Genomic DNA, 26327 nt, shown 5'->3' on the forward strand with positions numbered 1-26327 from the left:
TCAAGGTGATAAAAATAAAGATCGTCATAGCCCATTAAAAATGAAACTATCACCATCTTTATTGACTAATATTTGCTATACATTATTTTCTTGATTTCACTTTTCCACCCCAAGTAGAAAAGCCATTTTTCAAGATAAAGACATTATCATGACCGTTTTTCTTTAAAATACGGGCACAACGTGGTGCTAAATTACCATCTTCGTCATATAAATATGCGGGTTTGTCACGGCGTACTTCGGCTTGACGTTGTTTAAACTGTGACATTGGAATATTGCGTGCTCCTAAAATATGACGCGCCTCGAATTCCGGTATTTCACGTACATCCACAATTTGTGCTCCAGCACGTAATGTTTCTAATTCCGTCGCTTCAATCATTTGAGCGGAATTACGTGCAATCCACCATAAATAAAGTAAGTAGCCACCATAAATGACTAAACCTAAAACAATTAAAGCTAAAATAAATTTCAAAATTTCCATTAAATTAATTACTCTCCTAACTCATCAACTGGTACTAATCGAGCAGCCCCGATAACACCAGCATCATTACCAATTGTTGCTAAACGGATTTTTGTGACATCACGTACTTGTGGGAATGAATATTGACGGTGATATTTTTCAACGTGCTCTTTTAAATAATTACCAGCCGCTGAAACGCCGCCCCCTAAAACAATCGTACTTGGATTTAAAATATTCGCAATATGGGAAGTCGCGATGCCTAAATAATGAGAAAACATATCAACTACATGTTCACTAAATGTATCGCTATCTTTTGCTGCATCAAAAATATCACGAGCGGTTACTTGATCGCCACTATCAATACGTGCTTTAATCGTTGAATCACCTGCAAATTCATTTGAATAATGACGTGCAAGATTAACAATTCCTGTTGCTGAGGCAACTGTTTCTAGACAGCCTTTATTACCACAAGTACATTCAAAACCATTTTCTGTATCAACAAAAATATGTCCCACTTCGCCCGCTGTACCACCGACACCATGTAATAATTTATTATCTAAAACAATTCCGCCACCAACACCAGTACCTAAAGTGAACATCACGACATTAGGTTCACCATTACCGGCACCTTTCCATTGTTCACCTAAAGCAGCCACATTCGCATCATTATCAATATAAAAAGGTAAATTAAAAGCTTCGGCAAATTGCTTTCCAACTTCTTGTAATTCACTCCAGTTTAAATTGTAAGCACCAATAACTGTTTTGTTTTCAGCATCTACTTTCCCTGGCGTTCCCATCCCAATACCATAAAAACTCTCTTCTGTTAAATTTAATAATGATAATTGCTCTTTAATCGAATCGATAATATCCGGGACAATATGTACGCCATCATTTAAGATGTTGGTTTGAACACTCCATTTTTTTTGAATTTCACCAGCGGGTGTTAAAATTGCTAATTTTGCTGAAGTACCACCTAAGTCAATCCCAATAATTTTTTTCTCCATTTTTCCTACTCCTTTAAATTTCTCTTTGTATCCCAATAAAAATAAATAAAATCAATAATAAAACGATGCTAATGGATAATAATAAACGTTGTTTCTTCGTTAATGGATGATATTGCTTGATACCAATGGCTGCGGTCATCAAAGCTCCCATTAAAGCGCCGCCCATATGACCCCAATTGTCGATCGTACCTGAAAATAGATTCATCAAGACATTAATAACAAATAATGTCAGAAACGTTTGACCACGCTGTCTTAAATAATTTGATTGTGGATATAGACGACCTAATACAATATAAGCCGCAAATAAACCAAAAATACCGGTACTAGCTCCTGCAGAAAGAGAACCCGCACTCGCCAAGCCGAAAGAAACAACATTTCCACCTAGAACACTAATTAAATAAACCAGTAAATAACGTCCATGACCTAATATTTTTTCAAGTTCAATCCCCACAAAATAAAGGGAAACCATATTCATCAAGATATGTTCGAATCCAATATGAATAAAACCGGCAGTCAATAAGCGCCACCATTCATTAAAATGAACAATGAAAGGTCTAAAATTTGCACCTGCATTTACTAATGCTTCGCTCGATTGTGTAGTACCAAAAACGAATAACATCCATATAAAAACAGCAATATTAAGTGTTAATAAAATATACGTTACAAATGGCGCCTGACGCCACCATTCAGGATTTTTAATTTTTTCCATTATTGCTCCTCTCTATCTCGCAATGATGAGCTTTTTAACAGGTTGATCAAATGATTCGACAGGCAATAAATCATTGTCGACCATTTGAATCGGAAAAACGAGCGAAACCGTATTGGTGGTAGGTAATTTTGCTAGTAGACGATCATAATAACCGCCACCAAAGCCGACCCGATACCCCTCACTCGAAAAAGATAAGCCTGGAACAATGATTAAATCTAATTGCTCAGGTTCTAGTCGTTGGTGAGTCTTCGGTTGCACCACTTTGCGATAAACTGTTTTAAGTGTGTCCCCCATTTTATAAGGAGCAAACTCTAATTGATAATTGGGAGCTAAACAAGGTAAATACACTTCATAACCTTGTGCTTCTAATTCTTCTAATATGGGCAAAACATTTACTTCAGGATGAAAGCTATAAAACAAAGCTAATTTTTGAACTTTGATTGTTTGTAAATACCCAAAAAATTGTTGCTTCAAATCACTTTCCCATTGGCGTCGTTGCCCACTATCCAACTCTTGAAGTTTATTGATACTTTCTAATCGAAGGGTTTGCTTATCTTTTTTCATAATACCTCCCTCTAAGATTACTAATATATTTTAACACATTTTAATGAAAAATGGGAGCGTTCTTTCAAGGAATCATAACGTTATCAAAATCATGTTTAGAGTGGACAAAATAGCATTAGATAAAGTTAAGCTTATCGTTTATAAATTTGATTAGAAATTAAGAACGGTGAATATTTTTGTTTAAATTTAGGTGAGACCATCGGGCTCAGAGCGTAATTCAATTCTAATAGAGTAACCCCGAGACGAATGGCATTTAGGTGAATATCTTATTGTAAATGAAAAATACCCGATTGACTGTCAATACAATCAACCGAGTATTCAAATCTTGGATTATCTAGTTCGTTCTTTAATTCTAGCTGCTTTACCAGACAATGCACGAATGTAGTATAATTTCGCACGACGTACGCGACCTTTACGAACAACTTCAATTTTCGCTACACGTGGCGTATGTAATGGGAATGTACGTTCTACACCTACACCATTTGAAATTTTACGAACTGTAAAAGATTCGCTAATTCCAGTACCACGACGTTTAATAACTAAACCTTCGAAAATTTGCACACGTTCACGTTCGCCTTCGACGATTAATGCGTGTACACGAACTGTATCACCTGCACGAAATTCAGGGATATCGTTACGTAATTGAGCTGCAGTAATTTTTTCAATTAATTTACTCATGTTTTTTTCTCCTCTTCTAACAAACACTCATAGATAGCAGAATTGTCTATCCAGCGGAATATCGTGATTTGGGGTCCGCAGACCACTCTTACTATTATACAATAAAAGATACGGTTGTAAAGAGCTTTTGTAAATATTTTTTTAATCCACTAGAAATTCATAGCTTCGAAAGTTATATGACCTATTAAATGGTGTAGACTCTCCTTTTGAGATGGAAACTAATAAAATTTGATGAAATAAACAACATTGAAATCATCCATCAAGTGAATAGCTCAATCAAAATAAAGATCTATGCTCATGGAGACACTTATTCTCAAATCTATCAAAAATCTGATGAAAAGGATCTTCTAAAGTTAGTGCCACGGTATCTAGCCATAAAAAACATTAGAGTATGAGTTCATCCATCATCAAGCATCAAAAATAGTGCAACTAATCTATTTTTATAGCGTGTGATGTGTTATCTATCCTATTAACTTTTTCGCTATTCTTCTTCCTCCTAGCATAACGATTAACTAGACACATCTAGATTTGAACGCTATAATTAATGAGAATAATTTTTAGGAGGCTCTTATGGTTAAACGAATTTGTTTTACTGGTGGTGGCTCTATTGGCCATGTGTCAGTTAACGTAGCCTTAATCCCTTATTTTCAAGAAAAAGGTTATGAAACATTTTATATAGGATCAAAAAACGGGATTGAACGTGAGATGATTAATAAATTAGACAATGTGCCCTACTATCCCATTAGTAGTGGTAAATTACGTCGTTATTTTGATTGGCAAAACTTTGTCGATCCTTTTAAAGTCATGAAAGGCGTTAGCGATGCTTATTTTATTTTGAAAAAGCAACAACCGACGATGATTTTTTCTAAAGGTGGTTTTGTAAGTGTGCCGGTTGCGATGGCAGCCAAAATGTTAAAGATTCCTATCGTGTTACATGAATCAGATGTGACACCTGGTTTAGCAAACAAAATTAGTATTAAGTTTTCTGATCATATTTTTACAACCTTTCCACAAGCAGCAGAACATTTGCCCAAAGGACAAGCTACCGTTATTGGCTCTATTATCCGCGATAGTTTATTTGAAGGTAATGCGGAACGTGGTTATCAATCTACAGGTCTAACACCTGATAAACCAATTATGATGGTTATGGGGGGCTCTTTAGGTTCGAAAGCAATCAATGATGCGATTCGTCAAAATTTAGATTATTTATTGACAGAATACCAATTAATCCATTTAACGGGTAAAGGTTTAAAAGATGACTCTCTAACTCAAGACGGCTATGTCCAATATGAATTTGTAACGGATGAATTAAATGATATATTAGCGATTACCGACTATGTTATTTCAAGAGCGGGTTCTAACTCAATTTTTGAATTTTTAGCTTTAAAAATACCGATGCTATTAATTCCCTTAACCGCTCAAGCTAGTCGTGGAGATCAATTATTAAATGCTCAAAACTTCCAAAATGAAGGATATGCCCTTGTTTTAAACGAAGAAGAACTTTCTCCAGAAACGTTGAAAGAAAAATTAGTTGCTTTGACTGAACAAAAAGAGACAATGATTGCACAAATGAACCAATATCAAATCAGTAATTCCATTGAAGATTTTTATCAATTGATTACTCAATATAAAAAATAAACAAAATCAGGTAATGAAATGTTCTCTTTCTTTACCTGTTTTTTTCATTCTCTTTACTTGACATTGGATTATGATAACTTTACAATCTAGTTATAAAGACTAGATGTAAGGAGGTGGCTATTTTATATGATAAAGTTACCGTATTGACATCAATTGCCTGATTTAGATTTATATTTAGACCAAGTTTTAATTTTAATCAATGACTTGATAGTGGAACCCACATTGTCGGAAGAAAAAGGTTTAACAGCTTCAATGATTAATAATTATGTCAAACATCATCATATTGAAAAGCCAATTAAAAAAAAATACCGTAAAAGCCAAGTCGCTAGACTGATTGCGATAACTTTCCTTAAAAATGTATTTCCGATTCAACATATCAGTCAAACACTGAAGATGTTAAGTGAAGATTATGATTCGGAAACATTGTATAATGGTTTTGTCAAATGTTTAGCTAAAGATCAAAACAATGAAATCGAGGTCCCAGCAATTATTCAATCAGCTTGTCAAACAGTTATCTTATATTATCAAACACAAGCTCTTATTGCAGACTATAAAGGAGAAAAAAATAATGAACATGACACGATTTAAACCCAGTATTCAACTATCATTTGGTGAAGAAATTGGTAATAGTGTTTCGCATGGTGTAGCGGCTTTAGCCATGTTAATCCTCTTACCGATAACCGCAATTTATGCTTATGTCCATTATGACGTCACGGCCATTGTGGGGATGTCTATTTTTACAATCAGTTTATTTTTAATGTTCTTAGCTTCTACCATTTATCATTCAATGAGTTACGGTTCACCTCATAAATATGTCATGCGCATCATCGATCATAGTATGATTTTTATTGCGATTGCGGGTAGTTATACCCCGGTTGCACTTTCGTTAATTGGTGGCTGGTTAGGCATCGCGATTATCGTTTTACAATGGGGCATCACCATTTTTGGTATTTTATACAAAATCTTCGCTAAAAAAGTCAATGAAAAGTTTTCCTTATTCCTTTACTTAATAATGGGATGGTTGGTCGTTTTTATATTACCGGATGTGATTAAACATACGAGCGCCATCTTTCTAGCTTTAATGGTATTAGGGGGTCTGCTGTATACGATTGGTGCCCTCTTCTATGCTAAGAAAAAACCATACTTCCATATGATTTGGCATTTCTTTATTATTCTAGCTTCACTGGCTCATTATATTGCGATTGTCTATTTCATGATTTAATGAGGCTATGCAAATTTTTATAATTCTGTTCAGGCATATCTATTCAAGTCAAAGCGCAGTGGTTGAGTGGTATCAAAATGCGTCTTAATGGGGTTTGGCATCAATTTGATAAATTCAATTGAGTGAGTGCTCGATAATTAACAACGCAGTGGTTGAGTGGCCTCAAACAAGTCGATAGACGCAGTTTGAGGCCACTCAACTTTACGGGGGTGAACAAACGAAGCGAAAATTATTTCATTTTCTACTTCTGGTCCACTCCCAACAAAAAAGCTTTCTAGCTGAATTCTACTTTATGCATTGGAATCCAGTTAAAAAGCTTATTTTTTTATTCAATTATAGCGCTGAGCATAGCTTACTAGACATATACTTCGTTAAAAATTTGCGTAAAAATCATTTAAATAGCCCTATTGGGCTTCAACTTACTCGAGCCAAATGATGACGGCATTATTTAATAAACATTGCGTCGCCAAAACTAAAGAAACGATATTTCTCAACTACTGCATGTTCGTAGGCTTTTAAGATTTTTTCACGATCATAAAAAGCACTCACTAACATCACTAAAGTTGATTGTGGTAAGTGGAAATTCGTGATTAAATGGTCCACCACTTTAAATTGATAACCTGGTGAGATAAAAATGGAAGTCCAGCCAGAACTTGCGACGATTTCGCCATTATGTTCTGAGGCAATCGTTTCTAAAGTTCTCACACTCGTCGTTCCGACAGCGGTAATTTTGCCACCATTCGCTTTTACTTGACGAATTTTAGCCGCTGAATCTTCGCTTAACATATAGTATTCGGCATGCATTTCATGTTCTTCAATTTTATCGGTCGAAACAGGACGAAACGTTCCTAATCCAACATGAAGCACCAATGGAATAATTTCAATTCCCTTGGCTTTTACTTTCTCCAGTAATTCCGGAGTAAAGTGAAGCCCTGCTGTTGGGGCAGCAGCTGAACCATTTTCTTTGGCATAAACTGTTTGATAACGATCAGGATCATCTAAGCGTTCTTTTATGTACGGTGGTAATGGCATTTGACCTAGGGTTTCTAATAATTCTAGAAAAACTCCTTCATAATGAAATTCTATCATGCGACCACCATGGGTTAATTCTTTGGTAACCGTCGCTTTTAATTGTGCATTGTCACCAAAATGAATTTCGGTCCCCACTTTCGCTCTTCTAGCTGGCTTAATTAAACATTCCCAATGATTACCTTCTGTATTATTCAGTAATAATACTTCTAAATGTCCACCAGTATCTGGTTTTACACCAAAGATACGAGCCGGAATAACACGTGTTTCATTAACGACTAAAGCATCACCGGGATTTAAATAATCAATAATTTCAGTAAAATGAGTGTCTGTTAGTTCATCTGTTTCACGGTCTAATACCAATAACCTAGAAGAACTGCGATCACTCAAGGGGGTTTGGGCGATTAATTCTTCTGGTAATTCATAATCAAAATCTTTTGTAGTTAACATTAATTAATAATCCTCGTTTTCTAGTAAATATGGATAGCCTAAATGAGTATAAGCTAATTCGGTTGCGACACGACCTCTTGGCGTGCGTCTAATAAACCCATTTTGTAACAAGAAAGGTTCATACATATCTTCGACTGTTTCACTGTCTTCACTAATATTGATGGCGAGCGTCCCAATTCCGACAGGGCCACCCTTGTATTCTTCGATTAAAGTTCTCAATAATTTACGGTCAATTGGATCCAATCCTTTATCATCGATGGCTAAGACTTTTAGCGCTCTTTGAGTTAGCTCTTTGGTAATGCGACCGTCCCCTTCAACTTGCGCAAAGTCACGCACTCGTTTTAAAATGCGATTGGCGATACGTGGTGTGCCTCGACTTCTTAACGCAATTTCCAATGCACCGTCAGGCGCAATCTTGGTATTAAAGACTTCAGCATTACGGTTAACAATTAAATTGAGTTCTTCCGTTTCATAATAGCGCATATGGGCAATGATGCCAAAACGATCACGTAAAGGCTGTGTCAGCATCCCTGCCCGAGTGGTCGCCCCAATGAGAGTAAAGGGTGGTAATTCAAAATGAACCGGATGGGCAGTTGTACCTTGTCCAATGATAATATCGACATAATAATCTTCCATTGCCGAATAAAGAACTTCTTCAATTAATCTTGGCATCCGATGGATTTCATCAATGAATAAAACATCTCCTGGATTTAATTCATTCAGTAATGCTAATAAATCACCAGGGCGTTCAATCGCCGGGCCACTGGTCGTTTTAATTCCCACATTTAATTCATTGGCAATGACCATTGCCATGGTCGTTTTACCTAGTCCAGGAGGCCCATAAAGGAGGACATGGTCTAAGGCTTCTTGACGTTGTTTGGCCGCTTGAATATAAATAGCTAATTCTTCTTTTAATTGTGATTGCCCAATATACTCATGTAAATATTGAGGTCGTAAACTAAAATTTTGACTGTCTTCAGCTAATTTTTCGCCAGAGACTAAGCGTTCTTCTTCCATACAGGCGCTCCCTTTCTATTTATTTAATAATAATTTAAATGCTAAACTTAACGCTTCTTGTGTCGTTTGACATTGTGCTTGTGCTAATGGTTTTTCAATACGCTTAATTTCGTGTTGAGAGTAACCTAAACCAGCTAATGCTTCGGTTACTTCCGTCATTAATTGCGTATTGGTACCTGCCACCTTCGTATCGGTAGCCGAAGGCGTTGGCACACTCTGATCCAATAAATCTCCCAATTTGCCTTTAAGATCTAGAATAATTTGTTGAGCAGTTTTTTTGCCGACTCCGGGAAACTTAGTTAAATAATTGCTGTCTCCTGATTCGATGGCTTGCACTAATCCTTGATGATCATCTGCTGCTAAAATCGACAAGGCGCTCTTAGGTCCGATACCAGACACTTTATTTAAAGTTAAGAATAAAGCTTTTTCCTCTTGATCATTAAAACCATACAATGTATGGGCATCTTCTCTGACAACTTGTTCCACATAAATTTTAATTTCTTGATCTTGTTTTGAAGCATATTTAAAAGGATTGGGTGCTAGCACACGGTATCCAATTTGATTGACTTCAATCACTAAATAAGTGGGAGCGATGTGTGTCAGCTTCCCAATGAAATATTCATACATTTAATCCTACTCCACATACTGAATATAGTCAGCATAGCCTTCTGCTTCCATTTCGGTTAATGGCACAAAACGTAATGCTGCTGAATTAATACAGTAACGTAAACCACCTAATTCTTGAGGCCCATCTTCAAATACATGACCTAAATGCGAATCTGCATTCGAACTTCTCACTTCTGTACGACTACGTGCTAAGGTATTGTCAACATGTTCTGTTAACATCGCTTCTTGAATTGGACGTGAAAATGATGGCCAACCACACCCCGCATCATACTTATCGGTACTTGAGAATAATGGTTCCCCGCTGACGATGTCCACATAAATTCCTTTTTCGTAGAAATCATCGTATTCACCAGTAAAAGGTCTTTCGGTTGCATTTTCTTGTGTTACTTTATATTGTAACTCCGTTAATTCATTTAATCTTTCTTCAAATTCTTTTTTTGCCATTTTATTTCCTCCTTTAAGCACGATGGCCACTCTCATGAGCATCCATAATACGCTTAAATAATTTTTCTAATGTCGTTTGATTAAATTCAACAAAAACCGGTCTGCCATGAGGACAATGATAGGGATCTTCCAAGTCCGCCATCTCACGAATTAAAGCTTGTGCTTGAACTTCGCTCAAGTAATGATTAGCTTTAATCGCTCCGCGACAACTTTGCATAATAATCGATTTTTCTAATAATTGATTCACCGTTAAATTAGGTTCTTCATCTAATAAAGTGACTAAATCATGAACGGTCTTTTCTACTTGATCTTCATTTAACCAATTGGGATAACTTTCTAATTGATAAGTATTAGGTCCGAATGAAGATAAGCTTAAGCCTAATGCCTCAAAACGCTCAAGCAAGGATTCCACCACTGCAGCTTCCGCTGGAGAAAAATGAAAAACAAAAGGTAATAATAAATGTTGTTGATCAAATTCAGTCGGTTCATTTTTCATCAAATGTTCATACCGTATTTTCTCTTGCGCAGCGTGTTGATCAATTAAATAAAACCCTTCTTCGCTTTCAGCAATTAAATAGGTTCCATGAATTTGGCCGACATATCTTAAATCATAAAAAGGAACCTTTTGGGTATCCCAAGTCGGTGTTAACGATGATTGATTAGCCTTAAAATCTGGATTATTATTAGCTGATAACGTTGGCTGATGATCGCTCAACTCCTGTGAAGAACGGTCATAATCTTCCAGAGACGAAACGTCACGACAATCTTCTGGATTAGACCTAGATGTTTCGGGTCTTTCAATAGGATGATGAAGTTCATTTCGCTCATTATCGTAGTGTTCTGTTGACTCATCAATTTTACCATATTTTTCTTTATTTTTATCATGATTTGATTGTGAGGGTGCTACCGAAAGATTTGAATCCAATTGAGAATCTTTTACTGTTGGACGAGCGGTTAAATCAAAAGGCAAATCTTCATACTGAATTTTCTCTTTTGTACGTGTTGTTTTAAACCCTGGTACATCCTCTACTTGTAATTGTGGTACTGGGTTAACCTCTTCAAGCACATCATTGACAGCTTGGGTTAATAAAGCACCTAATTCGGTTTCTTTACTTAAGCGAACCGTTTGCTTGGTAGGATGCACATTAACATCGACTAATTGAGGATCTAATTCAATATTGATAATCGCAATTGGGTACCGTCCAATCATTAATTGTCGACCATATGCTTTTAATAACATTTGGGTTAAGGGATAACTTTGAATAACGCGTCCATTGATTAACCAATGAATATAATACTTAGAGGTCCGCGTTAATTGAGGTGGCGATACATAACCACTAATAATAAAGTCTTCATCTTCAGCTGCTATGGGGATCAGTTGACGCGCGATTGAAGGTTGATAGACATTCGCAATCGCCTGTCTTAAATCACCTGTTCCATAAGAGCTAAAAATCTGACTGCCATCATTAATTAAAGTAAAGCGAATCATGGGGTATGCTAAAGCAATTTGTTGCACAAAATTTAAAATATGACGAATTTCAGTTTTTAAACTACTCAAATGTTTTAAACGGGCCGGTGTATTATAAAATAAACTTTCAACGGTCATGACGGTACCCGGACGAGGTGCGGTGACCCCTTCTTCAACGATTTCAGAGCCATGAACTTTGATGAAATAACCTTGATTAGCCGGAGTGCCGGTCATTTGATTAACGGTTGATTCAATGGTCATTTTACTGACAGACGCAATACTAGCAAGCGCCTCACCACGAAAACCTAAAGACTGTATTTGGAATAAGTCGTGAATATCATATATTTTACTAGTAGCATGCGGTAGGACCGACATGCGTAAGTCTGATTGTTCCATTCCAATTCCATCATCACTAATTCTAATAAGTTGAATACCCGCTTCTTTTAATTCAATCAATATTTTAGTACTTTTCGCATCAATGGCATTTTCGACTAATTCTTTCACGACGGATGCTGGTCTTTCGACAACTTCACCCGCAGCGATTTGGTTAGCTAATTGCTCGGGCATTTGTCGTATGATTCCCATCGCTTATCCCTCCTAACAAATGTAATTCTATAACTATTTTATTTTATTTTGTAATTGCATTAAAGTCGTTAAGGCTTCAATAGGTGTCATTTGATTAAGATCAAGTTGTTTTAATTCATCAATGACCGCGGTGTTTTCTGAATTATTTAAAAGTGTATTTGCATCAAAAATCCGTTCATCAAATAAAGGGATAGCATCAGCATTGGTTCTGGTCGGCGCTTGTTGTTCTAATTGGGTTAACACTTCCCTACTCTGTAGTATTAAGGAATCAGGTAAACCCGCTAACTGGGCGACGTGAATACCATAACTTTTATCGGCAGGACCATCTAAAATTTTATGGAGGAACACCACTTTACCATCTTGCTCAATCGCACCAACATGGATGTTTTTTAAAACAGATAACCTTTCTACTAATGTGGTTAATTCATGATAATGCGTTGAGAAAATGGTTGCTGCTTGCACTTCATTGGCAATATAATCAATAATCGCTTCAGCAAGCGCCATACCATCATAAGTAGCCGTTCCACGCCCTAATTCATCAAATAATAACAAACTATTGGCCGTTGCGCCCCGAATAGCGGTATTAGTTTCCATCATTTCTACCATAAAAGTACTTTGACCGGTAGAAATATCATCAGAACTCCCAATTCGCGTGAAGATTTTATCGACCATTGGGAGTGTTGCTGCTTTAGCAGGGACAAAACAACCAATTTGGTTCAATATCACACAATAAGCTACTTGTCGCATATAAGTTGATTTACCAGACATATTCGGACCAGTTAATAGTAACATTTTTTGATCATTCGTAATCAATAGATCATTCGGAATAAATTTCGATTGGCCAATTAAATGCTCTACTACGGGATGACGACTATCCGTTAATTTAAAATAACCCTCTTCTTGACTAATGGTTGCTCGCACATAATTTTCCTCTTCGCTTAGTGCCGCAAAGTTCGCCAATACATCTAAAGCCGCAATTTGATGCGCTAATGCTTGTAAGCCGGGAATATAAGGTAAAACATCTTTTCGCAATTGAGTAAACAGTTGATACTCTAAGTTAACCGATTTTTCTTGAGCTGTTAAAATAGTCGTTTCCAATTCTTTCAGTTCTTCGGTGATGAACCGTTCATTATTCGCTAAAGTTTGTTTACGCTCATAACGCTCATCATTTAATTGAGCGGCTTGTAGACGACTAATTTCAATATAATAGCCAAAGACTTTATTAAATCCCACTTTTAACGTTTTGAGCCCTGTTTTTTCACGTTCACGCTGTTGTAATTCCGCTAACCACTGATGACCATTCGTTAAAGCATCTCTAAAGCGATCTAAATCTTGACTCACTTGGTCACGAATCAGCTCACCTTCGGTAACCGAAATCGGAGGTTCTTCCACTAATTGAGAATCAATTAAAGTATACAATTCATCAAATGAAGGTAACAAATCAAAGACTGGTACGGTTAAAGATTGTTGAATGACCGATAGCACTTGATTAATGGGACCTATTTGACTTAAAGAGTACCGTAATTGATCCAAATCACGGGCATTGGCGTGCCCCATACTAATTTTCGTCACTAAACGTTCTAAGTCATAAACATTTGCTAAGTAATCGACTAATTCTAAGCGTTCAAAATAAGCATTTTTTAATATTTCAACTTTTTGATGACGAACTTCAAGGGCTGACTGACTGAGTAAAGGTTTATCTAACCAACGTTGTAAAAGTCGTCCCCCCATCGCTGTTTTGGTTTTATCTAACAACCATAATAAACTCCCTTTTTTACGTTGGGTACGCAATGATTTGGTTAACTCTAATTGCGATTTCGTATAATGATTCATTTGTAAAAAATCACTAATTTCATATCGTTCAACGGGTTGCACAAAGTCATTCAGTTGTTTTTGAACACTCATTAAATATTGGAATAAAAAGGTTAATACTTTCTCTTCAGCGGGAGTCGCATCTTTTAAGGTCCAAGGTTTAACGGCTAAAGCTTCAGTAGGACTAAATTCAGTGAAATAACTGGTAACTTGTTGTTTTAATTGAGTTTTAAAATAGTCGTCTAATGATGGACTTAAAACAATCTCACTCGCTTCAATAGCTCTTAATTCGTTAATAAATAAATCTTGATTAGCCGTCGTCGTAAGTCGAATTTCACCTGTTGACACATCGACATAAGCGATATAATATTGGCCTGCTTCGTAAACAAATGAAGCTAAATAATTATTTTCTTTTCCAACCAAAGCTTCATCTTCGAGAATCGTTCCGGGTGTCACCACACGAATCACATCGCGTTTGACCATCCCTTTTGTTAATTTAGGATCTTCTAGTTGTTCACAAATCGCAACTTTGTGACCTTCTTCCACTAATTTTCGAATATAATCTTTTGAAGAATGATGTGGCACCCCACACATAGGAATTGGATTATCTGCATTTTTATTACGTGAAGTTAAGGTGATTTCTAATATTTTTGAAGCTTCAATGGCATCTTCATTAAATAGTTCGTAGAAATCGCCTAATCTAAAAAATAAGAACGCATCAGGATATTGAGCTTTTAAATCATTATACTGTTGCATCATTGGGGTTTGGGCTGATTGTTTTGCCATACGATTTCTCCTTTCTATCTAGTTATACATGACGATACTTACGTGTTTTAAATCGTTTTTGGTTTGTCATATAAATCGGTTCAATACTCAAGGCCGAACCTGTTTGGTTATCCAACTCAATTACACAGCCACTTAATAATAATTCATTTGTCTCTGATTGTTCTAAACGCATCGGTAAATGAGTAGAAAACTTTTGAATGACTTGTTGATGATTAAAGCCAATCACACTATCTAATGTCCCGGTCATGCCAACATCCGTTTGATAGGCTGTCCCTTTAGGTAAAATGCGCGCATCATTAGTTTGTACATGAGTATGGGTACCAACGATAGCTGAAACTTTTCCATCGAGTAAATAACCTAAGGCTTGTTTCTCACTGGTAGCCTCTGCATGAAAATCAATAAAAATAAAGGGGGTTTCTTTACGCACTTCATCGATTATTTCTGGTAAATAAGTAAATGGTTCAATGCAAGCATTCATAAAAACACTTCCCAAAACATTTATAACCGCTAATTTTTGTTGATTTACTTTAAGATAAGTAATTCCTTGTCCTGGAGTGCCTTTTGGTAAATTAATGGGTCGAACTAAACATTGGGCTTTTTCAATAAATTGGTAAATTTCATAATTATCCCAAGCATGATTACCTAAAGTCACGACATTAGCGCCCATCGTTAATAACCATTTGTATAATTTTTCTGAAATCCCTCTTCCGTCTGAGATATTTTCGCCATTAACAATTGTCACTTGCGGACGATGCGTTTGTTTTAACTCCGGTAAAAACTCCTTTAAAGCTGCTTGCCCTTTTTTACCTACAACATCACCTATGAACAGTATTTTCATTATGTTCCTCTTTCTAATTTTTTCATTCTCTCTATTTTATCAATCTTTGCAAGAAAAATAAAGAAAGGGAGTGGAATAGAAGTAGAAAATCAAATAAATTTTGCTTTGTTTGCCTATCCCCTTCTAGTTTGTGCTTAGATTAACATCATGTTTAGTTTTGAATTATTGCTATTTAGATTGGCTTGGTGTTAATAGCACGAATAAATTTTTCAATCTTGAACCGGTTGCGTTTTCCGATACCAGTTCAAAACAGCTGTTGGTAAATGACACAAATAACGATCTTCGGGATAAATATCTAAGTGATTTTGATGTATCAAAGCGCTGGCGATATAATTTGTCAAGGGTTTCACTTCGACTCTGATTTTTTTCGCATCATCACGTGCATCGATATATTGCCGGGCAACTATTAAAGGTTCTGTTTTTTGACTGTAGATGCCAGTACGATATTTTTCACCCTTATCAAATCCTTGTTGATTTAAACTATAAGGGTCGATAATTTCAAATAAATAATCCAATAATTGGGTCAAAGAAATTTTTTCTGGGTCATAATCAATCTTAACACATTCAGCGTAGCCATCATAAGGCCCCTCTAGAGAATTTGTAGTTCCATTAGCTCGACCAGCTTCCACATGATGAATCCCTGTCATTTCTTTAAAAAAGTATTGTATGCCCCATAAACAGCCTCCGGCCAAGTAAATCGTCTCGATGATCGTCACTCCTCTTTATACATTGTTAGTAATTCTAGTATCTCATTGAATAAATATTTTCTCAACTTTCAAAATATAATTAGATATCGTGTTTTTTTATCGTATTTCTATCATAAATAATACGCTTCCTTACAAATTTTTGATAAGATAAAGATAATCAATACGCTGATATCTAATATTGAAAGGATGATGACGATGCATTATGAAGTAACCACTTTATATACAAAAGAGCAAAAAGATAAAATGGTAACATTATTAAATCAACAAGGTATACGTCTCGATCAAAATATTGACTATAGTTGTGCCATTTTTAATGATAAAGATGAGATGATTGCGACTGGTAGTTATTATCGCAACACTTTACGTTGCTTAGCAATTGATGATCGCTATCAAGGTGAAGGGTTGATGAATCAAATTATTACCCATTTAATTCATCAGCTTTATTACCAAGATGTTTTTCATCTTTTTGTCTACACTAAAAATGACTCTGCGCATTTTTTTGAACAACTAGGATTTTATAAACTGGTGCAAACTGAAAATGGTATTACTTTTTTAGAAAATAAACCAAAAGGATTTGATCACTATTTAAACTCACTCAACCCATTTAAAAAAGATTCTGGCACGAAAGCGGCTCTCGTCATGAATTGTAATCCATTTACTTTGGGACACCAATATTTAGTTGAAACGGTTGCGGCTAAATTTGATTGGGTGTATCTATTTTTACTTGAGGAAGATGCGAGTGTTTTTCCCTACGCTGTTAGAAAAAACTTAGTAGAAAAAGGGATAGCATACCTACCGAATGTGATGATTGTACCAACTGGGCATTATATTATTAGCCAAGCAACCTTTCCAGGCTATTTCCAAAAAGATGAACAAAGTGTCATTGAAAGCCAAGCGGTGGTCGATGCAAGCATCTTTATGAAAATCGCCCAACACTTAGATATTACCGATCGCTTTGTGGGTGAAGAGCCATATAGTCAAATGACAAACATTTACAACCAAATGATGAGAAATGTTTTTCAAGACTCCCCTCTTCGATTAACGGTTATTGAACGTAAACAAGATGAATCTAATCAAGCAATCAGTGCTTCAAAAGTTAGAACGGCCATTAAAGAGGATGACTGGGATTTTGTAAAAAAATCAGTGCCTAGTACCACTTTTGACTATTTAACATCCCCTGAAGCTCATACGATTATTCGCAATATTAAAGCTATAAAGGATAACCAACATCATTAATTGCAGACTTCAACCGCCCAATAACGCCCATCCTTAGCACACTACTAAAAAATAAACATGGCTTGGAAAGACACTTTCGTCTCAACCAAGCCATATTTTCACATTAATTCTTGACTCTTAACCAAAGAAGTATTCCTTGATAGTTCTATACTCGAACTCGTATTTAAGATGGATTTAATATAGAGTCTTTCCACTCACCAATTAATTCGATAATAGGAATGACAATCGCTGCTACAAAACCACTCGCAAATCCATTATTATAAATATTCATCCCTAGATGAAGTTGTCCACTAATTTCGACCATGTGGAAATGCAGTACCCCGGCAACAAAGCCCCATAATGGTCCAAAACGAGCCGAAATCGGTGCTAATCCAGTACTAAATAGTAACGCTAATACAATAAAGGTACTATTAAATGAATTACCAGAAATATAAACTGAAAAGATGATACCTAAACTAATCGGCAGTGAATTTAATATTGTTTTTCCGACAGCACCAAATAAAATAACCGTTAACATTGCTCCGATTATTGGGCCATTTAAAGAGACATTTATCAACTTAAGTAACATATAGAATACAATACCATTAATTAACATATTAAGTGCTAAGGTAGAGGTTCTAAAATATCGAAATTGATCATGGAAAAAATTCCCTTTTATTTTAATAAAAGACCATAATTCTTTAAACTGGACCTTTTGACGATATAACCCAATGATTGCTAAAAGGATTAGCCAACCCCAAAAGTAAAATTCAAAATAATTGATCGCATACTCGTTATCTTGAAACAAATTAATTTCTACATTCATATCGAAATAAGGGAATAGGAAACTAATAAACATGGCGATAACACCCATAGTAAACCCAAAATTATAGAGCGTATACCCTTTATGGAATTGGACAAAGTGATTGGCAATTTTAACTGAAATACTACCAATAACAAATCCTACCACCATCGCTAAAAGCCAACGATAAGGACCAAATCCACTATCCAAATAAATTGAACTAACCAAGGGTGCATTGGCAGTCGCTAGAATACTTACCAAACGATACTCTTTTTCATGATGCATACTATAATAATAAAACATCGTCCCTAAAATAATCGGCGTTATATTAATGATATGCGTTCCAAAGAAAGCATGTCCTAAAAATAATCCTGTTACACCTAATTCAAAACTGGTTAGATAACGCTGACCCTTCCACAGTAAAAGTAAGTAAATAACGAGACTATGAAGTCCCACATTAAAGAAAGTCGCTCTAAAACCAGCTATTTCAATAAAATCCGTCAATAAATTAGTTTGGGACATGATTAATTGAGAATACATCTGTAAAACGTTCGTTTCTTCAGGAATAAATAGCGCAAATACAAATGTATATAAAGTAATGATTAATAAAAATTCTCGCCTATTGAGTAGCGATTTATTTAACTTCACCTTGGTGCCTCCTCATTCTTTTTTTTATCTTACAATATTTTTTCCAAATATAAAAAGAATACGACTATCGATAATAAATCAGCGGCACCACCCGGACTCAAATTTTTTTCAATCAATTCTTGGTCCCATTGACTAATTAAATATTGAAAATTATCCTCATTTAATTCTTTTAATACAGATCTAGCCTTCGCTTTCACATTTAGCCATATCTTATAATTACCTCGATGAATAATATTAGTATCTTCTGCTTGAGATATTAATAATAATAGCGCTTTAGATAAGACATATTGCAAATTGTCCGTATAATTTAATAATTCTCTAGTAAAAGGTAAAACCGTCTCTCTCAATAAAGGATAACCATTCATCGATTCCCCTTTAATCCCTGTTAAACCATAATCTAAATAAATACGCTCCCCATTAGTAATCTCCTCTGTTTGATCTTTCAATTGCGCTAGTTCTGATTGCCAAAAATGATAGGTCATGGGTTCTGATAACGATAGGATTGCTTCGGTATCTTGTGCACTAAAGGTTGTTTTTTCGGGATGTTGCTTTAAATAATATCCTAAAGCCGTTAAAATCGTTGCATAAGAGTAATTAGCACCCTTATGAGTATTAACCCCCTTAGTAGCTTGTAACATCGCTTGCTCGGCTTTTAAACCCATTTGTCGAGCTTTCATAAATAATTGTTGTAAGTCACCTTCATGTTCCACTCCCAATTGTAGATACTGTTTGAAAAATGGCGTCAATGCTTTCGTACTTTCAATAAAAGTAAAATAATTCATATCTGAATGCGCGCCACTATTCATACAATCAACTAACCCTGGTTTGGGCGTCAACATCACTTCTACTAACAAAGCTTTTTCAGCATTTGACGCAATCCACTCACAAATATTGCTCATTTATCTGCTCTCTCTTTCTTAAATTATATGTATTTTATAATGATTTATGTTAAAATAATAAGCGTTAATCATTAAAACGCTTAATTAAAATTAATCTTATGTTTATTATAAACGATTTTAATTGTGATTGTCTTAAAAAAACAATAAAAACACAGTAGAGATATTATTTAAATGCTGAGTTTCATTAATAGAGAGGTGATTGTTTTGATAACGCCACAACAAATTAATATTATCAAATCCAATATTTTAGTTTCTCAAGATATTCCTTTGAAAGATTCCGTTTATGAAGCATTACGTAAAACCATTATTATTGGGGAAATCCCTGCGGGTGAACGTATTAATGAAAAGGAATTAGCTGAAAAATTAAATATTAGTCGCACTCCCGTACGCTATGCCTTATTGGAATTAGAAAAAGAAAAATTAGTCGAACATATTCCTCGAATAGGACGGATTGTTAAAGGAATTACCATTAAAGATGCCTTTGAAATTTATGATATCCGCAAAGCTCTAGATACACTTGCGACAGTTAAAGCTTGTGAACAAATGACAGATGATGATTTTGAAGAATTAAGACAACTATTATTAACGGGTGAAAAATATAATGATGCCAATGAGATTGATTTAGTTTTACAGAACTTTTCTGATTTCAACAATTTTATTTGGGAGAAAAGTAAAATGGTTCGTTTGAAATCAATCGTTACTAAATTATCTGAATATTTACTTTATTTTCGTGACTTATCGATTCGTTCATCTGATCGTCGTGACTTAGCTTTAAGAGAACACTGGTTAATCTACCGTGGAATGAAAAATCGTGATAAAGATCAAATCGAATTGATTATTGGTGAGCATCTAGAAAATTCTAAACAATTTATTTTAAATGAAATGAAACGCCGTAACATCAATTAACTTTCTAAAAGTGACACCGGCCGAAACATCCATAAATTTTTTTAATGAGACACTGGTTTAATTTAAATAAAGCTAATGGCTTATTAACTACATTTTATGCAATAACTTGCCTAATGAAATAAGGAGTGGACAAGAAAAACTTGCCCACTCCTTATTTTTATTTTATTAAATTACTTTTCTTTTAAAACAACATTTAAGATTAAGGCTGCTAATGTACCAGTAGAAATACCAGATGATAATAACATTTGTAGCGCATTTGGTAAACCTTCTAATAATTCAGGACGAACCGTTACGCCAATCCCTAAGGCAAATGCAACGGAAATAATTAATAATTCTCGGTCGCCTAATTTAATTTGCGCTAAAGTTTTAATCCCTTGAGCAGCTACTAAACCGAACATAATGACCCCTACACCACCTAAAACTGGTTGAGGCATAACAGAGATTAATGCTGATAATTTAGGAAAAACACCTAAGATAGCTAAAATAATCCCGGCTACCACCATCACGTGACGACTCGCTACTTTAGTTAATGTAATTAAACCAACGTTTTGCGAGAAAGCGGTGTTCGGTCCACCACCGAACAAACCAGAAATCATTGAACCAACACCATCAGCTAAAACACCACTAGCAGCACGTTCGCTTGGTAATTTCTCACCTGATGCTTCCCCAATCGCCATCGTAATACCCACTGTACCAATTAAAGATACCACATAAGCAGGTACAAATGATAAAGTTGAAGCTAAATCAAATTTAAAACCGTAACGTAATACATTTGGGAACGCAAACCAAGCAGCGTCTTTTACGGAATCTAAATCAACCATCCCTAAAGGAATACAAACGATATAACCAAATACCATCCCAATAAAGACAGAAGCTGTACTCCACATCCCTTTACCATAATGATTTAAAAATAAAGTAAAGACCATAATCACAAAAGCAACCGCAATATTTTTAATTGAACCATAATCAGCAGCGCCAACACCACCAGCAGCCCAATCCATACTAACAGGTAATAAGGTAATCCCGATTAATGAAACAACTGTCCCAGTGATTAATGGTGGGAAAAATTTCATTAAGGGTTTAATAAAACGACTTAAAATAATTTCAACTAGAGAACCTGTAATGGTTGCTGCCACAATCCCAGCTATGCCGAATTTAGCTCCTACACTAATGGATGGATTCACGAAAGTAAAGTCCGTTCCCATCATGCCTGAAACTCTCGATCCAACTGGACCTACCCCTTTTGATTGAATAAATGTAGTAATTCCTGATGCAAAAATGGTAGCACTAACCATGATCGAAGTAGTTTGAACATCAAACCCTAATACACTACAGACAACTAAAGGAACAGCGATAATCCCGGCAAAGGCCGCTAAAATATGTTGTAACGCTAATAAAATACTCACACCCATAGGTGGCACATCATTAATGCCATATAATAGCTTATCTTCTGGGGATACGATTATTTTCTCTTCCACACTTACACCTCATAAAAAATATTTGTTTAATCAACAAATAATAATATAGCCATATTATTGAAGTTCTTCAACCGAATTATTAATAATAAATTCGTTTTTAATTAGAATATTCGTGTTTTTTGCAATCTGAATTCAAATGATTCAATATTAACAACTAAATGAGTATATGCTTAATCCAACCAATGACCAAAACTACATTTTTCAAAATTGATTAATGCTACGAGTAATCAAAAAAACCACGAAGTTGATGCCTCGTGGTCTTCACTCTTTTGTCTTAAATTATACTTTTATATCAACAAGACTACCCCATTTAATAATGATAATCTTTTTATCTAAACTAAGCTTTGATGTCAACTTGACCGATAGACGAACCTGCTTCTACTGATTTTTCATCTTCAATAATCGTACGGTTCACCATATCTGGGGTATTGGTTAAGGCAACAATGACATCGGTTTGTTTGCCTTCATTTAAAATATAATCTAAATCCATTTGTGCAACAGCGTCACCAGCTTTTAATTGGTCGCCTTCTTGAACAAATAATTCAAATCCTCCCCCATTTAATTGAACAGTTTCAATACCCATGTGAATTAATAATTCTAAGCCATCAGCTGTTTTTAAACCAACCGCATGTTTTGAATCCATAATCATCACAACTTCTGCATCAACTGGAGACACGACTTTGCCATTTGTTGGTTGAACGGCAAATCCTTCACCCATGATTTTTCCACCAAATACTGGATCGTTTACTTTCGCAATATCAATCACTTTACCAGTAGCAGGTGCGTAAATTTCAACTAATTTTCCAGTTTCTGTTGGTAATTCAACTTTTTCTTCAACTACTTCTGTAGTGTCAGCTGCATGACCATTTGCTACGACACCTTCTTTTGGCGCATTACCAGATGCAATTAATTGATCAATCGATGATTTAACGTTAGGAACTGTTGTACCATAGACAACTTGAACGTTTTGACCGTTAACAACAACCGCAGCTGAGCCAGTTTGTTTTAATAAGGCTTCGTTAACAAGTGAACCGTCTTTAACTTGAACACGTAAACGAGTTGCACAGTTACTTACATCGTTTAAGTTGTTTGAACCACCTAAACCAGCAACAATACGGTAAGCACGTTGAGCTTTTTCATCTAATTCATCGTATGAAGCATCAGCAAATTCAACCGCTACTTCTTCTGATTCATCTTCTCTACCAGGAACTTTCCAGTCGAACTTGCGAACACCCCAGCTAAAGATGATAAAGTATAATACAAAATATGCTAATCCTAATAACAATACCGGAACCCAGTTAGTAATGTGGTTACCTGGTAAAACACCGTATAAGATGAAGTCAATAATACCACCTGAGAATGTTAAACCAACCCCAGCACCTAATACATAAACTAAGACACCTGAAATACCGTAAAGTACACAGTGGACTAAGTAATACATAACTGGTGAAGCAAACACGAAAGCAAATTCGATTGGTTCAGTAATCCCAGTCATAAAACAAGTTAAAGCACTTGAAGTATAGAAACCTTTAACTTCAGCTTTACGTTCTGGACGAGCAGCACGATATAAAGCGATAGCGGCTGCAGGAATACCAAATAACATAACAGGGAACATATACGTAAAGTGAGCCGCTGCATGAGGATCAATCGGTACCCCAGCTGCTAATTGAGCAAACACAATGTTTTGAGCCCCTACAATTGTTTTACCATTGACTACTGCTGTTCCACCGATAGCTGTTTGCCAGAAAGGTAAATAGAAGACGTGGTGTAAACCAAATGGAATTAAGGCACGGTAAATAAAGACATATAAGAAAATACCAAAAATGCCTAATCCTGAAATAAATCCACCTAAACTAGAGAAACCATAAGAAACAATTGGCCATACGAAAGCCCACATAATTCCTAAGATTAATCCAGCAACTGATGAAACGATTGGAATAAAATGTGTTCCCCCGAAGAATGATAAAGCTTCAGGTAATTCAATGGTATGGTATTTATTATGTAAATATGCCACCACTAAACCGAGGACAATCCCACCTAAAACACCTAAGTTCATGGTATTGTCAAAGCCTAAATAGCTAGTAATTAAACCTTGTACTTTACTTAATTCTTCAACATCTCGGAAGTTGTTTAACGTACTTGTCATTGCAGCGTACATTACAAAATAACCAATAATACCAGATAACGATGCAACGCCTTTATCAGTTTTTGCTAAACCTGAAGCAACTGAAATACCAAATAATAAACCTAAGTTACCGAAAATGATGTCCCCTGCATCAGCAAAGATTCTTAACACACCATATAAAAAGTTACCTTCATGTAAAATATTCTGTAAATTATACATTTCAATAACGGTTGGATTTGTAAATGAAGAACCAATCCCTAATAAGATACCCGCTACCGGTAATAATGAAATAGGTAGCATAAATGTTTGACCAAGTTTTTGTAGTAAACCAAAGATTTTTACTTCTCCCGTTTTAGCACGTAACTCAGCCTTTGTTTGAGCTTTAGCCAATAATAGATCCCCTTTCCTTATGAATAATTTAAGACGTCTCAATTATACTCTAAAATATTTTGCTTTTCAAACTACTTGAGAATAAACTCACAAAAATACCATTCAATATTATAAAAGCTTATATAATTTACTAAAATATTTAAAATTTAATCTATTAGAATCTAAAAAAACTCCCTGTATCAGCTATCTGATAACAAAGAGTTTTAATTTTAATAACCGGCAAATTCTTTAGGTTTATAATTTAAATATCCCTGGTAACTTTCAGTATTTAAAATACGTTTAGCATTTTCAACCCGGTCAGCTGTAGGCGGTTCGATACCTTCTAGACGGTATTTAATACCTAAAGCTTTGTATTTATATACCCCTAATTTATGATAAGGCAATACTTCAAATTTTAAAACATTATCTAAAGTCGCGACAAACGCTCCTAATCGCTCTAAATACTCATCATAGTCTGTTCTTTCTGGTACTAGAACATGACGAACCCAAACAGGTTGATTAATTTCACTTAAATAGCGAGCTAAATCTAAAATATTGTCATTTGGGTGTCCTGTTAATTTACGGTGTCCTTCTGGATCGATATGTTTAATATCCAATAAAATTAAATCCGTATACTTCATTAATTCTTGAAAACGACTAAAGAATGGCTCTTTACGTGTAAAAGGAGCCCCACAAGAATCCAAGGTTGTATTAACACCATTGGCTTTACATAGCTTGAAATATTCAATTAGAAAATCAATCTGTAGTAAAGGTTCACCACCACTCACGGTCACGCCACCTTTTTCTCCCCAGAAAGCTTGGTATTGAACTGCTTCATCAAACAATTGTTGCGGAGTATACTCTTTGCCTCCTCGTGTATTCCAGGTATCTGGGTTATGGCAAAACTCACAACGCATCCGACATCCTTGCATAAAGCTAATAAATCTAATTCCTGGACCGTCAACTGAACCAAAGCTTTCGGTAGAATGAACATGTCCAATGACAGGAGTTACAGTTTCTGTCATCTTAAAATCCTCCTTGTCCTAAACTGTTATTAATAAATGTAATAGTCTTCTATAATTAAATTATATCACATAACGAAATCGCTTCAAGCCTTTTCATTAATTATTTTTATTAAATTAGTACAGTTTAATAACTCTGTTATATTAAAAAAACAGATTGTTCAATACAACTACTTAAACCATTAGTAAATCAAGGGATTCTTTTACTAATGATGAAGGATGACAGATAATTTAGTCATAAATCATAAAATGACTTATCTAAAAATTTGCAGGGGTATTGGGGAGTGAACCAAAAGTAGAAAATAAAATAATTTATACTTTGTCTACCCACCCTAGCAAAGCTTGGAGTGAACCAGAAGGAAATGAAATAATTTGTATTTCATCAGTTCAGCCCACACAATTGTGAGTGAGCAAGCTGTAGAAAGTTAGTTTTTTTATTTCAGGTAATCCCCGGCATATTAGGGCCTATACCAGAAGTAGAAAATAAAGTAGTTTAAGCTCCGTCTAACCTCCTCGGCACAGTTGGCAGTGGGATAGAAATAGAAAATTTAATATTTTTGTCATGTTTGCCTAACCACAGTATCGTTGGAAGTGGAGAAGCAGTCGAAAATATGCTTTGCCTTTTGTCTGCATGTTCCATTGACTTCTCTAATCTGAAAAACTTTAGCCACTCTCCTATTTTATAGCAAAAAAGACCGAACAGAAAAGATAAAACCTCCCCTTATTCAGTAGAAACTAAAAAGTAATACTGCTCTTAGGGACCTTTTAAAACATTTCTGCCCGATAGCTAGACATAAACTTGAAAAATATAATTAAGATTATTGTTCA

General features: G+C 35.4%; 23 protein-coding genes. 5 read left to right on the forward strand and 18 right to left on the reverse strand.

Translation table 11 applies throughout. The annotated features are described in order from the left end of the window. Nucleotides 1-82: 82 nt before the first annotated feature. The 5 genes from GSA01S_RS00050 to rplS form a co-directional block, all read right to left on the reverse strand. Complete coding sequence (locus GSA01S_RS00050; protein WP_066123327.1) at nucleotides 83-478, reverse strand: rhodanese-like domain-containing protein; 396 nt, start codon at nucleotides 476-478, stop codon at nucleotides 83-85. Nucleotides 479-486: 8 nt separating this feature from the next. Beyond that, a complete protein-coding gene (locus tag GSA01S_RS00055) occupies nucleotides 487-1461 on the reverse strand; it encodes an ROK family glucokinase (RefSeq protein ID WP_066123330.1) in 975 nt (324 codons plus the stop codon). Between the two features lie 13 nt (nucleotides 1462-1474). Next, complete coding sequence (locus GSA01S_RS00060) at nucleotides 1475-2170, reverse strand: rhomboid family intramembrane serine protease (RefSeq protein ID WP_066123333.1); 696 nt, start codon at nucleotides 2168-2170, stop codon at nucleotides 1475-1477. 12 nt (nucleotides 2171-2182) lie between these two features. Next, nucleotides 2183-2734, reverse strand: a complete 552-nt coding sequence (locus GSA01S_RS00065) for a 5-formyltetrahydrofolate cyclo-ligase (RefSeq protein ID WP_066123336.1) — start codon at nucleotides 2732-2734, stop codon at nucleotides 2183-2185. Nucleotides 2735-3064: 330 nt separating this feature from the next. After that, the gene (gene rplS, locus GSA01S_RS00070) at nucleotides 3065-3412 is read right to left on the reverse strand and encodes a 50S ribosomal protein L19 (protein ID WP_066123339.1); all 348 of its coding nucleotides are present in this window, start codon (nucleotides 3410-3412) and stop codon (nucleotides 3065-3067) included. A 570-nt stretch (nucleotides 3413-3982) separates the two neighbouring features. Here rplS and murG point away from each other — a divergent pair. From murG to trhA, 3 genes are all read left to right on the forward strand, one after another. Beyond that, a complete protein-coding gene (gene murG / locus GSA01S_RS00075; protein ID WP_066123342.1) occupies nucleotides 3983-5050 on the forward strand; it encodes an undecaprenyldiphospho-muramoylpentapeptide beta-N-acetylglucosaminyltransferase in 1068 nt (355 codons plus the stop codon). A 153-nt stretch (nucleotides 5051-5203) separates the two neighbouring features. Beyond that, entirely contained in the window at nucleotides 5204-5638 is a 435-nt protein-coding gene (locus GSA01S_RS00080) for a DUF1836 domain-containing protein (protein WP_066123345.1), read from the forward strand. Beyond that, a complete protein-coding gene (trhA, locus tag GSA01S_RS00085; RefSeq protein ID WP_066123348.1) occupies nucleotides 5619-6272 on the forward strand; it encodes a PAQR family membrane homeostasis protein TrhA in 654 nt (217 codons plus the stop codon). The genes GSA01S_RS00080 and trhA overlap by 20 nt, the downstream gene beginning before the upstream one ends. 444 nt (nucleotides 6273-6716) lie before the next feature. On the opposite strand, the gene queA is transcribed toward trhA, so the two are convergent. The 8 genes from queA to GSA01S_RS00125 all read right to left on the reverse strand — a co-directional run bounded on the left by queA (nucleotide 6717) and on the right by GSA01S_RS00125 (nucleotide 16044). After that, on the reverse strand, nucleotides 6717-7751 hold the full coding sequence (queA, locus tag GSA01S_RS10910) for a tRNA preQ1(34) S-adenosylmethionine ribosyltransferase-isomerase QueA (RefSeq protein ID WP_066123351.1): 1035 nt from the start codon (nucleotides 7749-7751) through the stop codon (nucleotides 6717-6719). Between the two features lie 3 nt (nucleotides 7752-7754). Further along, nucleotides 7755-8768 carry a Holliday junction branch migration DNA helicase RuvB gene (ruvB, locus tag GSA01S_RS10915; protein ID WP_066123355.1) on the reverse strand — a complete coding sequence of 338 codons (1014 nt, stop codon included), beginning with the start codon at nucleotides 8766-8768 and terminating at the stop codon, nucleotides 7755-7757. A gap of 15 nt (nucleotides 8769-8783) precedes the next feature. Further along, entirely contained in the window at nucleotides 8784-9395 is a 612-nt protein-coding gene (gene ruvA / locus GSA01S_RS00100) for a Holliday junction branch migration protein RuvA (RefSeq protein ID WP_066123358.1), read from the reverse strand. A 6-nt stretch (nucleotides 9396-9401) separates the two neighbouring features. Further along, the gene (gene msrB / locus GSA01S_RS00105) at nucleotides 9402-9839 is read right to left on the reverse strand and encodes a peptide-methionine (R)-S-oxide reductase MsrB (RefSeq protein WP_066123360.1); all 438 of its coding nucleotides are present in this window, start codon (nucleotides 9837-9839) and stop codon (nucleotides 9402-9404) included. Between the two features lie 13 nt (nucleotides 9840-9852). After that, complete coding sequence (gene mutL / locus GSA01S_RS00110; protein ID WP_066123363.1) at nucleotides 9853-11892, reverse strand: DNA mismatch repair endonuclease MutL; 2040 nt, start codon at nucleotides 11890-11892, stop codon at nucleotides 9853-9855. A gap of 33 nt (nucleotides 11893-11925) precedes the next feature. Continuing rightward, on the reverse strand, nucleotides 11926-14490 hold the full coding sequence (mutS, locus tag GSA01S_RS00115) for a DNA mismatch repair protein MutS (protein WP_066123366.1): 2565 nt from the start codon (nucleotides 14488-14490) through the stop codon (nucleotides 11926-11928). 22 nt (nucleotides 14491-14512) lie between these two features. Then, nucleotides 14513-15328 carry a TIGR00282 family metallophosphoesterase gene (locus GSA01S_RS00120; RefSeq protein ID WP_066123369.1) on the reverse strand — a complete coding sequence of 272 codons (816 nt, stop codon included), beginning with the start codon at nucleotides 15326-15328 and terminating at the stop codon, nucleotides 14513-14515. A 209-nt stretch (nucleotides 15329-15537) separates the two neighbouring features. Beyond that, nucleotides 15538-16044, reverse strand: coding sequence for a peptide-methionine (S)-S-oxide reductase (locus GSA01S_RS00125; RefSeq protein WP_217994616.1), 507 nt, complete (start codon nucleotides 16042-16044; stop codon nucleotides 15538-15540). 186 nt (nucleotides 16045-16230) lie between these two features. Here GSA01S_RS00125 and citC point away from each other — a divergent pair, with 186 nt between their 5' ends. Beyond that, nucleotides 16231-17271 (forward strand): [citrate (pro-3S)-lyase] ligase, encoded by a 1041-nt coding sequence (gene citC, locus GSA01S_RS00130; protein ID WP_066123372.1) that lies wholly within the window; start codon nucleotides 16231-16233, stop codon nucleotides 17269-17271. A 163-nt stretch (nucleotides 17272-17434) separates the two neighbouring features. Here citC and GSA01S_RS00135 read toward each other — a convergent pair whose 3' ends face one another. Both GSA01S_RS00135 and citG read right to left on the reverse strand, forming a co-directional pair. Beyond that, nucleotides 17435-18700, reverse strand: a complete 1266-nt coding sequence (locus GSA01S_RS00135) for a DUF1576 domain-containing protein (RefSeq protein ID WP_066123376.1) — start codon at nucleotides 18698-18700, stop codon at nucleotides 17435-17437. A gap of 29 nt (nucleotides 18701-18729) precedes the next feature. Continuing rightward, nucleotides 18730-19599, reverse strand: a complete 870-nt coding sequence (gene citG / locus GSA01S_RS00140; RefSeq protein WP_066123379.1) for a triphosphoribosyl-dephospho-CoA synthase CitG — start codon at nucleotides 19597-19599, stop codon at nucleotides 18730-18732. Nucleotides 19600-19821: 222 nt separating this feature from the next. Here citG and GSA01S_RS00145 point away from each other — a divergent pair, with 222 nt between their 5' ends. Then, nucleotides 19822-20505, forward strand: coding sequence for a GntR family transcriptional regulator (locus GSA01S_RS00145; RefSeq protein ID WP_373276896.1), 684 nt, complete (start codon nucleotides 19822-19824; stop codon nucleotides 20503-20505). 170 nt (nucleotides 20506-20675) lie between these two features. Here the strand turns inward: GSA01S_RS00145 and GSA01S_RS00150 are convergent, their stop codons facing one another. The 3 genes from GSA01S_RS00150 to pflA all read right to left on the reverse strand — a co-directional run bounded on the left by GSA01S_RS00150 (nucleotide 20676) and on the right by pflA (nucleotide 25502). Beyond that, complete coding sequence (locus tag GSA01S_RS00150) at nucleotides 20676-21983, reverse strand: nucleobase:cation symporter-2 family protein (protein WP_066123385.1); 1308 nt, start codon at nucleotides 21981-21983, stop codon at nucleotides 20676-20678. Nucleotides 21984-22320: 337 nt separating this feature from the next. Continuing rightward, entirely contained in the window at nucleotides 22321-24498 is a 2178-nt protein-coding gene (locus GSA01S_RS00155; RefSeq protein ID WP_083513116.1) for a PTS sugar transporter subunit IIABC, read from the reverse strand. A gap of 209 nt (nucleotides 24499-24707) precedes the next feature. Further along, complete coding sequence (gene pflA / locus GSA01S_RS00160; protein ID WP_066123388.1) at nucleotides 24708-25502, reverse strand: pyruvate formate-lyase-activating protein; 795 nt, start codon at nucleotides 25500-25502, stop codon at nucleotides 24708-24710. Nucleotides 25503-26327 lie beyond the last annotated feature (825 nt).

This window comes from Globicatella sanguinis NBRC 15551 (genome assembly GCF_001552295.1).
GTDB lineage: Bacteria > Bacillota > Bacilli > Lactobacillales > Aerococcaceae > Globicatella > Globicatella sanguinis.